Genomic DNA, 13,989 nt, shown 5'->3' on the forward strand with positions numbered 1-13,989 from the left:
AGCCGAATCATCGCCTTGTGGCGGTGGCTGGCGGCGTGGGCGCCTCTATTCCTCAATCACCTCCAGCACGCCGGGAATGGCACGCAGCATCTGTCGTGCGGGGGGCGTCAGCGGGACGTCATCCATGATTTCGACATCGACGAAATGGTCGCCCACCGGCAGGCGCAGCCGGATCGGGCCGCGCGCACGGGGGCTGGCCGTGACCTCGGCGGTGATGCGCGCCAGCATATCGGACAGTTGCGCCACGGTCGACGCCTCGGCGATGCGCACCGCCAGCGCGCCGGCCCCGGCATCGGCAACGGCCTGATCCAGCGCGACGGCAGACCGCGCCAACAGCTTGACCTGATCGCCCGACGGTTCGGCCTCGACCTGCAAGACGACGTTCTGGCCGGGTTCAAGCAGGCTGCGCGCCTGATCCAGCAGGTCGGAAAAGACCGTGACCTCGTACAGACCTGTCGGGTCCGACAGCTGCACAAAGGCATAGCGGGTGCCCTTGGCCGATTTCTTTTCCTGACGGCTGGACACCGTGCCCGCCAGTTGCGCCACCATCGGGCCTTGCGCCGCATCGCGTTGCAATTCCGCCAGCGTCGTCACTTTCTTTCGGCGCAGGGCGGGCTGGTAATCATCCAGCGGGTGGCCCGACAGGTAAAAGCCGATGGCCTTATGTTCTTCGGCCAGCTTTTCGCCGGGCAGCCAGACCGGAACCTTGCGCAGACGCGGTTCGGGCAGGTCCTCGCCACCGCCGAAAAGCGATTGCTGGTTGCTGGCGGCTTGCTCTTGCACCGCGGCCGACCAGCCGACAAGGGCGGTCAGGGCCTCGAAAGCCTGCGCACGGTCAGGCTCGATCGCGTCGAAAGCCCCGGCGCGCACCAGCATTTCAAGCGGGCGCTTGCCGACTCGTTTCATATCGACGCGGCGGGCAAAATCGAACAGATCGGTGAAAGGTCTGTCGCCACGCGCATCATGGACCAGCCGCATCGCCTCGACCCCGACCCCTTTCAGCGCGCCAAGCGCGTAATGGATCTTGCCGTCCCTGACCGTAAATGTGGGGGCCGAGCGATTGACACAGGGCGGCACCACCTCGATCCCCATCCGGTCGACCTCGCGCTTATAGACGGCCAGCTTGTCGGTCAGGTGAATATCGCAGTTCATGACAGCGGCCATGAACTCGACCGGGTGGTTCGCCTTCAGCCATGCGGTCTGATAGCTGACCACGGCATAGGCCGCAGCGTGCGATTTGTTAAAGCCATAATTGGCAAATTTTTCCAGCAGGTCGAAAACCTCGCCCGCTTTCTTGGCGTTGACCCCATTCGCAACCGCGCCATCGACGAATTTGGGCCGTTCCCTGGCCATTTCTTCCGCGATCTTCTTGCCCATCGCGCGGCGCAGCAGGTCGGCCCCGCCAAGGCTGTAGCCCGCCATGACCTGCGCGATCTGCATCACCTGTTCCTGATAGACGATGATACCCTGCGTTTCGGCCAGAATATGGTCGATACTGGGGTGGATCGATTCCAGATCACGGGTGCCGTTCTTGACCTCGCAATAGACGGGGATGTTCTCCATCGGGCCGGGGCGATACAGGGCCACCAGCGCGACGATATCCTCGATACAGGTGGGCCGCATCTGGCGCAGCGCGTCCATCATGCCGCTGGATTCAACCTGAAACACCGCCACCGTCCGGGCCGAGGCAAACAGGTCATAGGTCGCCGGATCGTCCAGCGGAATGGCGTTGATCTGATCCACCGCACCTTGCGGCGGCTGATACAGGTCCGCGCCATTGGCCGCGACATGCAGATGCCGCCCGCCGCCCTTGATCAGATCGACCGCGTTCTGGATCACAGTCAGGGTCTTCAGCCCCAGAAAGTCGAACTTGACCAGCCCGGCCTGTTCGACCCATTTCATGTTGAACTGCGTCGCCGGCATGTCCGAGGCCGGGTCGCGATACAGCGGCACCAGCTGATCCAGCGGCCGGTCCCCGATCACCACCCCCGCCGCGTGGGTCGAGGCGTTGCGATACAGCCCCTCCAGCTTTTGCGCGTAATCCAGCAGGCGCCCGACGACAGGTTCCTGACGCGCCGCCTCGCGCAGGCGCGGCTCGTCCGCAAGGGCCTTGTCGATGCTGACCGGCTTGACGCCTTCGACCGGGATCATCTTGGACAGACGGTCCACCTGCCCGAAAGGCAATTGCAGCACCCGGCCCACATCGCGCACGGCAGCCTTGGACAGCAGCGCACCGAAGGTGATGATCTGGCCGACTTTCTCGCGCCCGTATTTTTCCTGAACATACTGGATCACCTCTTCGCGGCGATCCATGCAGAAGTCGATGTCAAAGTCCGGCATACTGACCCGTTCCGGGTTCAGAAACCGTTCAAACAGCAGCGAATAGCGCAGCGGGTCAAGGTCGGTGATGGTCAGCGCATAGGCCACAAGGGACCCAGCCCCCGACCCCCGCCCCGGCCCGACCGGAATGTCATGATCCTTGGCCCATTTGATGAAATCGGCCACGATCAGGAAATAGCCCGGAAAGCCCATCTGCTCGATAATGCCCAGTTCAAAGGCCAGCCGCGCCTCGTATTCCGCGAGCGGCACCGAATGCGGGATCACCGCCAGCCGCGCGGCCAGCCCTTCTTTGGCCTGACGGCGCAGTTCCTCGACCTCGTCATCCGCGAAACGCGGCAGAATCGGCTTGTGGCGCGATACGGCAAAGGCGCAGCGGCGCGCGATTTCGACGGTATTGGCGACCGCCTCGGGCAGGTCCGCGAACAGCGCGGCCATTTCCGCCGCCGATTTGAAATAATGCTGCGGCGTCAGGCGGCGGCGCGGCTGCGGCTGGTCGACATAGGTCTTGTCGGCAATGCACAGCAGCGCGTCATGGGCCTCGTACATGTCGGATTTGGGGAAATACACATCATTGGTCGCCACCAGCGGCAGGTCCAGCGCATAGGCCAGATCGACCATGCCGCCCTCGCTGGCGGCCTCGGCGGGCATCAGGGCACCGTTCTCGGCGGGGTGGCGCTGAAGCTCGATATACAAGCGGTCCGGGAAAGCCGCCGCCATCTGCCGGGTCAGCTCGCGCGCCTCGGGCAGTTTGCCTGCGGCAACCAGTTGTCCCAGCGGGCCGGTCGCCCCCCCGGTCAGGCAGATCACCCCCTCGGCATGGGCGGTCAGTTCGGCCAGCGTGATATGCACCGGGGCGCTGCCTTCGCGCAGATACAGACAACTGGACAGGGCCATCAGGTTCATCCAGCCCGCCCGGTTCTGCGCCAGCAGCACGACCCCCCCGGTCACCCCATCAGTGGACAGCGTGACCTGACAGCCGATAATCGGCTGAACCCCGGCCCCCACCGCCGTGACCGAAAATTCCAGCCCTGCGAAGATCGCGTTCGTGTCGGTCAGCGCAACCGCAGGCATCCCCTGTTCCGCCGCCAGGGCGACCAGTTTCTTGACCGGCACCGCCCCTTCAAGAAGCGAATGCTGAGAATGTGTGCGAAGGTGGATGAATCGGGGCGCGTTTTCAGTCATGGCGCAAACTAGCCGCAGCGTCCGGGCAGGCGCAACTTTCCGTGGGCGAAAATCCGCGCTATCAGACCAGCAAGCAGGGGGGAATCCGCGTGACCGATATTTTCCGGGCCGAATCCATCGGCAAATCCTATCCGGGCGTGCGCGCCAATGACGCGGTGGGCTTTGCGGTCGCGCCCGGTCAGATACACGCCCTGCTGGGGGAAAACGGCGCGGGCAAATCGACGCTGGTCAAGATCATCTATGGTCTGGTGCGCCCGGACGAGGGGCGGATGTGGCTGAACGGCGCCCCCTATGCCCCCGCCGACCCCCGCGCCGCACGCGCCGCCGGGGTGGCCATGGTGTTTCAGCATTTTTCGCTGTTCGATGCGCTGAGCGTGGCGGAAAACATTGCGCTTGGCATGGAAAACCCGCCGCCGCGCCGGGTGCTGGCCGACCGCATCGCGCAGGTCAGCGACGCCTATGGCCTGCCGCTGCGCCCCGAACGTCGCGTTGCCGACCTGTCCGCAGGCGAGCGTCAGCGGGTCGAGATCATCCGCTGCCTGCTGCAAAACCCGCGCCTGCTGATCATGGATGAACCCACCAGCGTGCTGACGCCGCAGGAAAGCGACATCCTGTTTGCCACCCTGCGGCAACTGGCGCGGTCGGGAACCTCGGTGTTGTATATCAGCCACAAGCTGGACGAGATCCGTAGCCATTGCGACCACGCCACCATTCTGCGCCATGGCCGCGTCGTCGAAAGCTGCGCCCCGCGCGACCACAGCGCGGCGGAACTGGCGGCGCTGATGGTGGGCAGCCAGATGCGCCCGGTCGATCGCGGCGGGCGACAGGCCGGCGCGGTTCTGTTGCGGCTGCGCGACTTGTCCGCCCCGGCGGTCAGCGACGACGGCACCGCCCTGTCGGGCATCGGGCTGGATCTGCGCGCCGGCGAGGTTCTGGGCGTGGGCGGCGTCGCGGGCAACGGGCAAGAGGAATTGCTGGCGGCGCTGTCGGGCGAATTGCGCAGTGCCCCCGGAACCGTGCTGCTGGATGGTCAGGATCTGTCGCGCGCCGGACCCGAGGCGCGGCGCATGGCCGGCCTGCTGGCCGCCCCCGAGGACCGTCTGGGCCATGCCGCCGTCCCGGAGCTGAGCCTGACCGAAAACGCGCTTCTGACCTCCAGCGGGCGGCAGGGGCTGGTCCGGCGCGGCCTGATCGACCGGCGCGCGGCGCGCGATTTCGCGCAACGGGTCATCGCCGCCTTTGACGTGCGCACCCCCGGCCCGCATGTCGCGGCGGCGGCGCTGTCGGGGGGCAATCTGCAAAAATATGTCATCGGGCGCGAGGTCTTGCAGAACCCGCGCGTGCTGGTGGTCAACCAGCCGACCTGGGGCGTCGATGCCGGGGCTGCCGCCGCGATCCGGCAGGCATTACTGGACCTTGCGGCGCAGGGTGCGGCGGTTCTGGTCATCAGTCAGGATCTGGACGAATTGCTGGAACTGTCGGACCGTTTCGCCGCGCTGGATGGCGGCCGCCTGTCTGCACCGCGCCCGACCCAAGGGCTGACACTGGAAGATATCGGGCTGATGCTGGGGGGCGCGCATGGCATGGGCCGCCCCGGCACCCCCGCGATGGAGGTTGCGCATGATCCGTCTTGAACCCCGCCCGGCGGCATCAAGGCTGTGGTCGGTGGCGGCGCCGGTGCTGGCGGTGCTGGCCACCATGCTGGTGGGCGGGCTGTTATTTGCGCTGATGGGGTTCGACCCGCTGGCCGCCATTCGCACCATCTTTTGGGACCCGCTGTTCGGCCCGGCTGCGGGCTATTCCCGGCCACAATTGCTGATCAAGGCCGGACCGCTGGTGCTGATCGCATGCGGGCTGGCGCTGGGGTTTCGGGCCGGGATCTGGAATATCGGTGCCGAGGGTCAGTATATCATCGGCGCGATTTGCGGGGCGGGCGTGGCGCTGGCGGCCTATCCATCCGAAAGCGCGTGGATCTTTCCGGCAATGATCGTCGCGGGCGCGGCGGGTGGCTGGGTCTGGGGGATGATCCCGGCACTGCTGAAAAACCTGTTTGGCGCGTCTGAAATTCTGGTCTCGCTGATGCTGGTCTATGTCGCGCAGGGGGTGGCCGCGTGGATGGCCTTTGGGCCAATGAAGAACCCGCAGGGCTATGGGATGCCCGGTTCGCGCAATTTGCAGCAATACCCCGCCGCCGCCAACCCGGAACTGGTCACCGGCACCGGCGCGCATTGGGGCACCGTCGCGGCGGTGCTGGCGGTGCTGGCGACGTGGTTTCTGATCGCCCGGCACCGGCGCGGCTTTGACATCCGCGTCGCTGGTCTGGCCCCGCGCGCGGCACGCTTTGCCGGGGTCAGCCCGGCGCGGCTGGTGGCGTTTTGCCTTGGCCTGTCAGGGGCGCTGGCCGGGCTGGCCGGGTTGTTCGAGGTTGCCGGTCCCGCAGGCCAGATCACCGATGGCGTCGGCGTCGGATACGGCTTTACCGCGATCATCGTAGCCTTTCTGGGGCGGCTGCATCCCCTTGGCATCCTGCTGGCCGGGCTGTTGCTGGCCCTGACCTATATCGGCGGGGAAATTGCCCAGATGACCATGCAACTGCCCGCCGCGACGGTGCAGGTCTTCCAGGGCATGTTGCTGTTTTTCCTGCTGGGGTTCGACCTTTTGACGCGCTATCGTCTGCGCATCGGGGGGGCGCGCTGATGGATATGCTGTGGATGCTGATCGCGGCGGCAACGCCGATTCTGCTGGCTGCGCTTGGCGAATTGGTGGCCGAACGCGCCGGGGTGCTGAACCTTGGGGTTGAAGGGATGATGATCACCGGTGCGCTGGCCGGTTTTGCCGCCGCAGTGGCAAGCGACAGCGCCACGGTGGGTTTCGTGGTCGCGGCTTTGGCCGGGGCGGCGCTGTCGCTGATCTTTGCCTTGCTGACGCAATGGGCACTGACCAATCAGGTGGCGACGGGGCTGGCATTGACCCTGTTCGGGCTGGGACTGGCGGCGATGTTCGGCAAGCCGCTGGAAGGGGTCAAGGCGCCGCCGGTGGGCTTTGACTGGATGGTCTGGCTGGCACTGGCGCTGGTTCCGGCACTGGCATGGTGGCTGACGCACAGCCGTGCCGGGCTGGTCCTGCGCGCGGTGGGGGAAAATCACGATGCCGCCCATGCGCTTGGCTATCATGTGCGCGCCACCCGTCTGGCCGCCATTGCCTTTGGCGGTGCGCTGGCGGGGATGGGCGGGGCCTATATCTCGATCGCGCGGGTGTTGCAGTGGACCGAGGGGCTGACCGCCGGCGCGGGCTGGATCGCGCTGGCCATCGTGGTGTTTGCCGGCTGGCGGCCCTTGGGCGTGCTGGCCGGCGCGTGGCTGTTTGGCGGCGTGACCGTGCTGCAATTGCGGCTTCAGGCGGCGGGGGTGGATATTCCCGTGCAGCTGTTGTCGGTCGCGCCCTATCTGGCGACGATCGCGGTTCTGGTCGCGATCTCGGCCCGGCAGAAATATGGCCGCAAGGCGGGTGGCAGCGCCCCCGCAGCGCTTGGCCGCAGTTTTCATGCACTGAACTGACAGGAGGAAAATACCAATGGATCGCAGAACGCTTTTGGCCAGTGCCGCCGCCCTGACCGCGCTGGGGCTGGCCAGCCCCGCCCTTGCCGCTGACGCGCCGCTGAAAGTCGGCTTTATCTATGTCGGGCCGGTGGGCGATGGCGGCTGGTCCTATCAGCACGATCTGGGCCGTCAGGCGATCGAGGCCGAATTTGGCGACAAGGTTAAAACCACCTTTGTCGAATCCGTCCCCGAAGGCGCCGATGCCGAACGCGTGCTGACCCAACTGGCGCTGGAGGGCAACAAACTGATCTTTGCCACCAGTTTCGGGTTCATGGACGCGGTTCAAAACGTCGCCAAGAAATTCCCGGATGTGAAATTCGAACATGCGACCGGCTATAAAACCGCTGAAAACGTCGCGGCTTATGATGCGCGTTTTTACGAGGGCCGGGCGGTTCTGGGCACCATCGCGGGCCGGATGACCAGGTCGAACAAGATCGGCTATATCGGCAGTTTCCCCATCCCCGAGGTCATTCAGGGCATCAACAGCAGCTTTATCCACGCCCGCAAGGTCAACCCGGATGTGCAGATGAAGGTGGTCTGGGCCTATACTTGGTTCGACCCCACGAAAGAGGCCGATGCCGCCGCAGCCCTGATCGCGGAAGGCGTTGACGTGATCCTGCAACACACCGATTCGACCGCACCGCTGGCCAAGGCACAGGCGGCAGGCGTGATCGGCTTTGGTCAGGCCTCGGACATGGCGAATTTCGCCCCCTCGCCGCGCGTCAGTTCGATCATCGACAACTGGTCGCCCTATTACGTCAAGCGCGTGGGTCAGGTTCTGGACGGGACGTGGCAGTCCCAGCACGTCTGGCTGGGGATCGGTGATGGCGAAGTGGTGATCGGGGACATCACCGAGGCCGTCCCCGCCGATGTCAAAGCCGAGGCACTGGCCCTGAAAGCCCAGATCGCATCGGGTGACTATCACCCCTTCACCGGCCCGCTGAACAAGCAGGATGGCAGCGCGTGGCTGGCGGATGGCCAGACCGCCACGGACGAGGAATTGGCCGGGATGGGCTTTTTCGTCGAAGGGATCGAGGCGAAGATCCCGCAATAACGGCCATGTCTGACGGCATGGGCAGGGCGGCCCTGCGTCGCCCTGCGTCATTCCCGCCCCGGCCGGCGTGCGACGCTGACAAAAACTTCCCATATGTTCTTTTTGGGCAGTGATCCCCTTTGTTCCCCTTCCAGAAAAAGGAAGGGCGTCAGGGATTTGACCTTGGGTGGTTTCGCAGATCGGCGTCTGGAAAAAGCGGGGCGGGTTTGCTGATCCGTCCGGCCAGCACGGCGCGCGCGGCATGGGTTTGCGCGTGCCCCAGCGGTCGGACGGGTCATGACGGCAAGCCCGGCCCCACGTCATCTTGCGCGACGGGGCCGAATGCCACACCCTCAAACATAGCGCTGTCTTTTGACAAGCCGTGGTCCGGCACGACAAGCAGGATGTGTAAATCACACAGGACGCCAGCCGGCGCGGCGGGCCTCTTCCTCGGAACAAAACCAGCGTTCGCCCTTGCGGGTGTTGATGCGGGTGCGGTCATAATGGCGGTCGCCGGGCAGGTGATAGATATGCCCGTTGGCCGAGATATTGCCCTTGATCCGGCACCCGGCAGAGGGCGCGGCCTGCCGCGTGGTGGCAGATGCGGGGGCGCGATGCCGCGCGCGCCAGTCCTTCGGGCGCAGGGCCTTGCCCGCCCATATGCCGCGCCGTTTCGCGCGGGCGGCATCCTCGGGGGGGACGTAATCCATTGAATAGCGCCGAAAGGCGACCGCCTGCCCGGCAAGAACCATTTGGGCCGCAATATCCTGTTGCCCCCGGAAACAACGCGCCACAATCCGGCCATAGCGGTCGGTATCCAGCATGGTGCAGCGCAACCTGTGTCCATCCACCAGACCGCGCAGATATTGCGTGGCGGCTTTGCCGCATGTCCAGTCCTGCCCCTTGCTGTTCTGGCAGGTCTGCGCAGCCTCGGGCGCGTCGATGCCAAACAGGCGGATAACGGCTGTGCCGCCCGCCATGTCCAGCCGCAGCGTGTCACCATCCGTCACCCTCGCGCGGCCTGACAGATCTGCGGCAACCGCCGCCACGGGGACCACACAGCACAACAGAAACAGACGAAAACAAAGCATAAACATACCACCTGTTAATGCTTTGTTCCCGCTTTGATCAAGCCGATAATACGTCCGATTTTAGCATTTCCGCAGGATCTTCGGCAGCCAGCATTCCGCGCCCCAGAATGTGGTCCGCCGCTTTTTCACCCACCATCAGGCTGGGGGCGTTCAGGTTGCCGTTGGTAATGCGCGGAAAGACACTGCTGTCGGCAACGCGCAGCCCCTGAACCCCGATCACCCGCAGGTCAGGCCCGACCACCGCGCCGGGGTCATCGACCGCCCCCATCCGTGCCGTGCCGCAGGGGTGATAGGCGCTTTCGGCATGGTCGCGGATAAAGGCGTCAATCGCGTCATCGCTGTGCACATCGCTGCCGGGCTGGATCTCGTGCGCGACATATTGGGCGATGGCCGGCTGGCCAAAAATATGCCGCGTGTGCCGGATACAGGCGCGGAATTCGGCCCAGTCATCGGGATGCGACATATAGTTAAAGCGGATCTGCGGCGCCGCATCCGGGTCGGGCCCGGACAGGCGCACCGTGCCGCGCGATTTCGACCGCATCGGCCCGACATGGGCCTGAAAGCCATGCCCCTCGGCCGCGGCCTTGCCATCATAGCGCACCGCAAGCGGCAGAAAGTGATATTGAATATCGGGGTAATCCACCGCATCCGAGGACCGGATGAAGCCGCAGCTTTCAAACTGGTTGCTGGCCCCCAGACCGGTTTTCGTCGCCATCCACTGTGCGCCGATGCTGCCCTTGCCCCACAGGTTCCAGTGCTTGAACAGGGTAATCGGCTGGCTGGCGGCGAATTGCATATAGACCTCAAGATGGTCTTGCAGATTGCCGCCCACCCCGGCGCGGTCGGCCAGAACCGTGATGCCGTGATCGCGCAGATGCCCGGCAGGCCCGATCCCCGACTGCATCAGCAGCTTGGGCGTATTGATGCTGGAGGCCGCCAGAACAACCTCGGCCCCGGCGCGGATGGTCTGGACGCCGCCCCGCATGGCGACCTCGACCCCGATGGCGCGTCGGCCCTCGAACACCACGCGGCGGGCCAGACCGCGGCGGATGCGCAGCCGCCCCGACCGCATCGCCGGGCGCAGATAGGCATTGGCGGCGGACCAGCGACGGCCTTGCCAGATCGTCGCCTCCATCGGGCCAAAGCCCTGCTGGTTTTCGCCGTTGTAATCGTCGGTCAGCGGCCACCCGGCCTGATGCCCGGCCTGAATGAAGGCGTCAAACAGCGGGTTATCGCGCGGGCCACGGCTGATATGAACGGGACCGGAATCGCCGCGCCACGGGTTCGGGGCGCCGCCGTGCCAGGTCTCCATCCGTTTGAAATAGGGCAACACATCGGCATAGCCCCAGCCCGCCGCGCCCTGATCGCGCCAATGGTCGAAATCGGCGCGATGGCCGCGCACGAACACCATGCCGTTGATGCTGGACGAGCCACCCAACACCTTGCCGCGCGGCGTCACCAGCGAGCGCCCCCCCAGATGCGGCTCGGGCTGGCTGGCGAACCCCCAGTCATAGCGCGACATATTCATCGGATAGGACAGCGCGGCGGGCATCTGGATGAAAGGCCCGATATCGGTGCCGCCATATTCGATCACATCCACCCGCTTGCCAGCCTGAACCAGACGATAGGCCAGCGCGCAACCGGCGCTGCCTGCGCCGACGATCACATAATCTGCCAGTTCCATCGTGGTTCCTTTCAATACGGCGCGTCCACCGGCCCCATGCCGACATAGACGGTCTTGATCTGCGAATAATATTCGATCGCGGCACGCCCGTTTTCGCGCCCCACCCCCGACAGTTTCGCGCCGCCAAACGGCGCCTGCACCGGCGTCAGGTTATAGGCGTTGATCCAGCAGGTGCCCGCCTGCATGGCCGCCGCCACCCGGTGCGCGCGGGTCAGATCGGCGGTAAACACCCCCGAGGCCAGCCCGAATTCGGTGGCATTGGCGCGGGCGATCACCTCGGCCTCGTCATCGAAGGGCAGGACCGACATGACCGGGCCGAAAATTTCCTCGCGCGCGATGGTCATATCGTCGCGCACATCGGCAAACACGGTGGGGGGGATGAACCGCCCCTGACCCGCGCCGCCGCAGACCAGCCGCGCCCCCTCGGCCTGCGCCGTGGCGATATAGCCGCGGATCTTGTGCAGCTGATCGTCGCTGATGATCGGGCCGTGCTGGGTTGCGGGGTCCATCGGGTCGCCCATGCGCACCGACGCCGCCCGCGCCGCCAGCCGGTCCAGAAACCGGTCCATCACCCCGCGCTGAACAAACACGCGGGTGCCATTCGAACAGATCTGCCCCGAGGAATAGAAATTGGCCAGCATCGCCGCGCCCACCGCATCTTCGATGCTGGCATCGTCGAAGACGATCAGCGGCGATTTGCCCCCCAGTTCCATGGTGACATGGCGCAGCCCCTCGGCGGCGGCGGCATAGACCTTGCGCCCCGTCGGCACCGACCCGGTCAGCGACACCTTGGCCACGCGCGGGTCCGTCACCAGCGCCGCACCAACCGCACCGCGCCCCTGCACGACGTTGAACACGCCATCGGGCAACCCGGCCTGTTTCAGGATCTCGGCCAGTTTCAGCGCCCCCAGCGGGGTGATCTCGGACGGTTTGAACACCATCGCATTGCCCATGGCCAGCGCCGGCGCGGCCTTCCAGCAGGCGATCTGGCTGGGGTAATTCCACGCGCCGATCCCGGCGCAGACGCCCAAAGCCTCGCGACGGGTATAGACGAAATCGCGCCCCAGCGGGATATGTTCGCCCGTCACCGTCGCCGCCAGACCGCCGAAATAGTCCAGCGCATCGGCCCCCGATGCCCAGTCGGCCACCAGCGTTTCCTGAAGTGGCTTGCCGGTATCCAGCGTTTCCAGTTCCGACAATTCCTGATTGCGGTCACGGATGATCGCGGCGGCACGCGACAGGATGCGGCCACGATCCGCCGGGGCCAGCGCGGCCCATGCGGGCTGTGCGGCGGCGGCGGCGGCGGTGGCCTGTGCGACCTGATCGGCTGTGGCCTCGTGCAGGTCGGCAATCACCGCGCCGGTATAGGGGTAATGCACCGGCAGGGCATCGCCCTTGCCCTCGACCGGCTGGCCGTTGATCCACAGGGATGCAGGGGGTTGTGCGGTCTTGGTCATGGCAGGATCTTTCGCAGATAATCGTTCACAATTCGGATCGCCGCCGTCGCGTCGGTCGGGCCGGGCGACAGGGCGGCACGGATATAAACCCCGTCGATCAGCGCGCCGATGGTGGCGGCACCTTCCGCGGGGTCGTCGGCGCCAAGACGGCGCAGCAGCACGGTGACATTGGTCTGCAACCGCCGGTGATAGACCCGCAACAGCCGCGCCGCCTGTGGGTTGACCTGTGCCAGCGTGTAAAAGTTCAGCCAGGCCGACACCGTGTTGCGCCCGAAACTTTCGGGACCAAAGCTGGCCCGGATCAGCGCATCCAGCCGGGCGCGGTCGTCGCGCGCCGACAGCACCTCGGCGCGGACACCGTCGCGGAAACGGGTCAGGATATGGCGCATCGCCGCCAGAAAGATCTGTGACTTGCTGCCGAAATAGTGATGCGCAAGGGCTGGCGACATGCCGGCCAGCTTGGCAATCTGGGCCACGGTCACATCCAGCGTCCCGGCCTCTCCGACGCAGCGGATCGTCGCGGCGATCAGGGCCGATTTGCGAATGGCGGGGGCGCCGATCTTGGGCATCGGGCAGGACTTTCTTCATAAAAACGGTTGCAATGTGGTCCTAACCTACGTTTTATTGACGCGTCAATCAACAAACCGGAGCCGTCATGACCCGCAAGATCATCACCGCCCTCGCCCTGTCCACCGCGCTGGGGACCACCGCCTTTGCCGCGGAACCCGAATCGTGCCGCGACGTCACCTTTTCGGATGTGGGCTGGACGGATATCACGGCCACGACGGCGGTCACGACCGAATTGCTGAACGCATTGGGTTACAAGACCGAAATCAAGGTGCTGTCGGTGCCCGTCACCTATACCGCGATGGCCAAGGGCGATGTGGACGTGTTTCTGGGCAACTGGATGCCGACCATGGAAGCCGACATCAAACCCTATCGCGATTCGGGCACGGTCGACACGGTGCGCACCAACCTGACCGGCGCGAAATACACGCTGGCGACCAACAAGGCCGGGGCCGAACTTGGCATCCGGGATTTCGCAGATATCGCCAAGCACAAGGACGCGCTGGACGGCAAGATCTATGGGATCGAGCCGGGCAATGACGGCAACCGCCTGCTGCTGGAAATGGTCGCCAGGGACAAGTTCGGGCTTGGCACGCTTGAGATCGTCGAATCCAGCGAACAGGGGATGCTGGCGCAGGTGTCGCGCGCCGATAATGCCGGCAAGCCGGTGGTGTTCCTTGGCTGGGAACCGCACCCGATGAATGCCCAGCATGAACTGACCTATCTGTCGGGCGGCGACGATGTGTTCGGTCCCGATTTCGGCGGCGCCGAGGTGCGCACCAATACCCGCGCGGGCTATGTCAGGGACTGCCCGAACGTTGGCAAGCTTCTGGAAAATCTGGAATTCTCGCTTCCCATGGAAAATCAGGTCATGGGCGCAATCCTGAATGACGGGCAAGAGCCGTCAAAGGCCGCCATGGCCTGGATGAAGGCCAATCCCGATCAGGTCACCGCCTGGCTGGACGGCGTAACCACCGCCGATGGCGGCGATGCCGTGGCCGCCGTGGAAGACACGCTGGCCAAGTAAGGCGCGGCC

The 13,989-nt window shown here is 65.3% G+C and carries 10 protein-coding genes; 5 read left to right on the forward strand and 5 right to left on the reverse strand.

The window, feature by feature from the left end; all coding sequences use genetic code 11:
* Window positions 1-45: 45 nt before the first annotated feature.
* Window positions 46-3,522, reverse strand: a complete 3,477-nt coding sequence (gene dnaE / locus ACFXP9_RS03825; RefSeq protein ID WP_397205954.1) for a DNA polymerase III subunit alpha — start codon at window positions 3,520-3,522, stop codon at window positions 46-48.
* A gap of 89 nt (window positions 3,523-3,611) precedes the next feature.
* Between dnaE and ACFXP9_RS03830 the strand changes: the two genes are divergently transcribed.
* The 4 genes from ACFXP9_RS03830 to ACFXP9_RS03845 are packed head-to-tail and all read left to right on the forward strand — an operon-like array spanning window position 3,612 to window position 8,175.
* Window positions 3,612-5,156, forward strand: a complete 1,545-nt coding sequence (locus tag ACFXP9_RS03830) for an ABC transporter ATP-binding protein (protein WP_397205956.1) — start codon at window positions 3,612-3,614, stop codon at window positions 5,154-5,156.
* Entirely contained in the window at window positions 5,143-6,219 is a 1,077-nt protein-coding gene (locus ACFXP9_RS03835; protein WP_397205958.1) for an ABC transporter permease, read from the forward strand. Before ACFXP9_RS03830 ends, ACFXP9_RS03835 begins: the two co-directional genes overlap by 14 nt.
* Complete coding sequence (locus ACFXP9_RS03840; RefSeq protein WP_397205960.1) at window positions 6,219-7,079, forward strand: ABC transporter permease; 861 nt, start codon at window positions 6,219-6,221, stop codon at window positions 7,077-7,079. The genes ACFXP9_RS03835 and ACFXP9_RS03840 overlap by 1 nt, the downstream gene beginning before the upstream one ends.
* 16 nt (window positions 7,080-7,095) lie before the next feature.
* On the forward strand, window positions 7,096-8,175 hold the full coding sequence (locus ACFXP9_RS03845) for a BMP family ABC transporter substrate-binding protein (protein ID WP_397205962.1): 1,080 nt from the start codon (window positions 7,096-7,098) through the stop codon (window positions 8,173-8,175).
* 392 nt (window positions 8,176-8,567) lie between these two features.
* On the opposite strand, the gene ACFXP9_RS03850 is transcribed toward ACFXP9_RS03845, so the two are convergent.
* Genes ACFXP9_RS03850 through betI form a run of 4 tightly spaced genes read right to left on the reverse strand, consistent with a single transcriptional unit; the run spans window position 8,568 to window position 12,955 of the window.
* Window positions 8,568-9,245: a thermonuclease family protein gene (locus tag ACFXP9_RS03850; RefSeq protein ID WP_397205964.1), complete on the reverse strand. Its 678-nt coding sequence runs from the start codon at window positions 9,243-9,245 to the stop codon at window positions 8,568-8,570.
* 37 nt (window positions 9,246-9,282) lie between these two features.
* Window positions 9,283-10,929, reverse strand: coding sequence for a choline dehydrogenase (gene betA, locus ACFXP9_RS03855; RefSeq protein WP_397205966.1), 1,647 nt, complete (start codon window positions 10,927-10,929; stop codon window positions 9,283-9,285).
* A gap of 11 nt (window positions 10,930-10,940) precedes the next feature.
* Window positions 10,941-12,386, reverse strand: coding sequence for a betaine-aldehyde dehydrogenase (gene betB / locus ACFXP9_RS03860; protein WP_397205968.1), 1,446 nt, complete (start codon window positions 12,384-12,386; stop codon window positions 10,941-10,943).
* The gene (gene betI, locus ACFXP9_RS03865) at window positions 12,383-12,955 is read right to left on the reverse strand and encodes a transcriptional regulator BetI (protein WP_397205970.1); all 573 of its coding nucleotides are present in this window, start codon (window positions 12,953-12,955) and stop codon (window positions 12,383-12,385) included. Before betI ends, betB begins: the two co-directional genes overlap by 4 nt.
* Window positions 12,956-13,041: 86 nt before the next feature.
* Between betI and ACFXP9_RS03870 the strand changes: the two genes are divergently transcribed.
* The gene (locus ACFXP9_RS03870; RefSeq protein WP_397205972.1) at window positions 13,042-13,980 is read left to right on the forward strand and encodes a choline ABC transporter substrate-binding protein; all 939 of its coding nucleotides are present in this window, start codon (window positions 13,042-13,044) and stop codon (window positions 13,978-13,980) included.
* Window positions 13,981-13,989: the final 9 nt, after the last annotated feature.

This window comes from Paracoccus jiaweipingae, assembly GCF_044335505.1.
Taxonomy (GTDB): domain Bacteria; phylum Pseudomonadota; class Alphaproteobacteria; order Rhodobacterales; family Rhodobacteraceae; genus Paracoccus.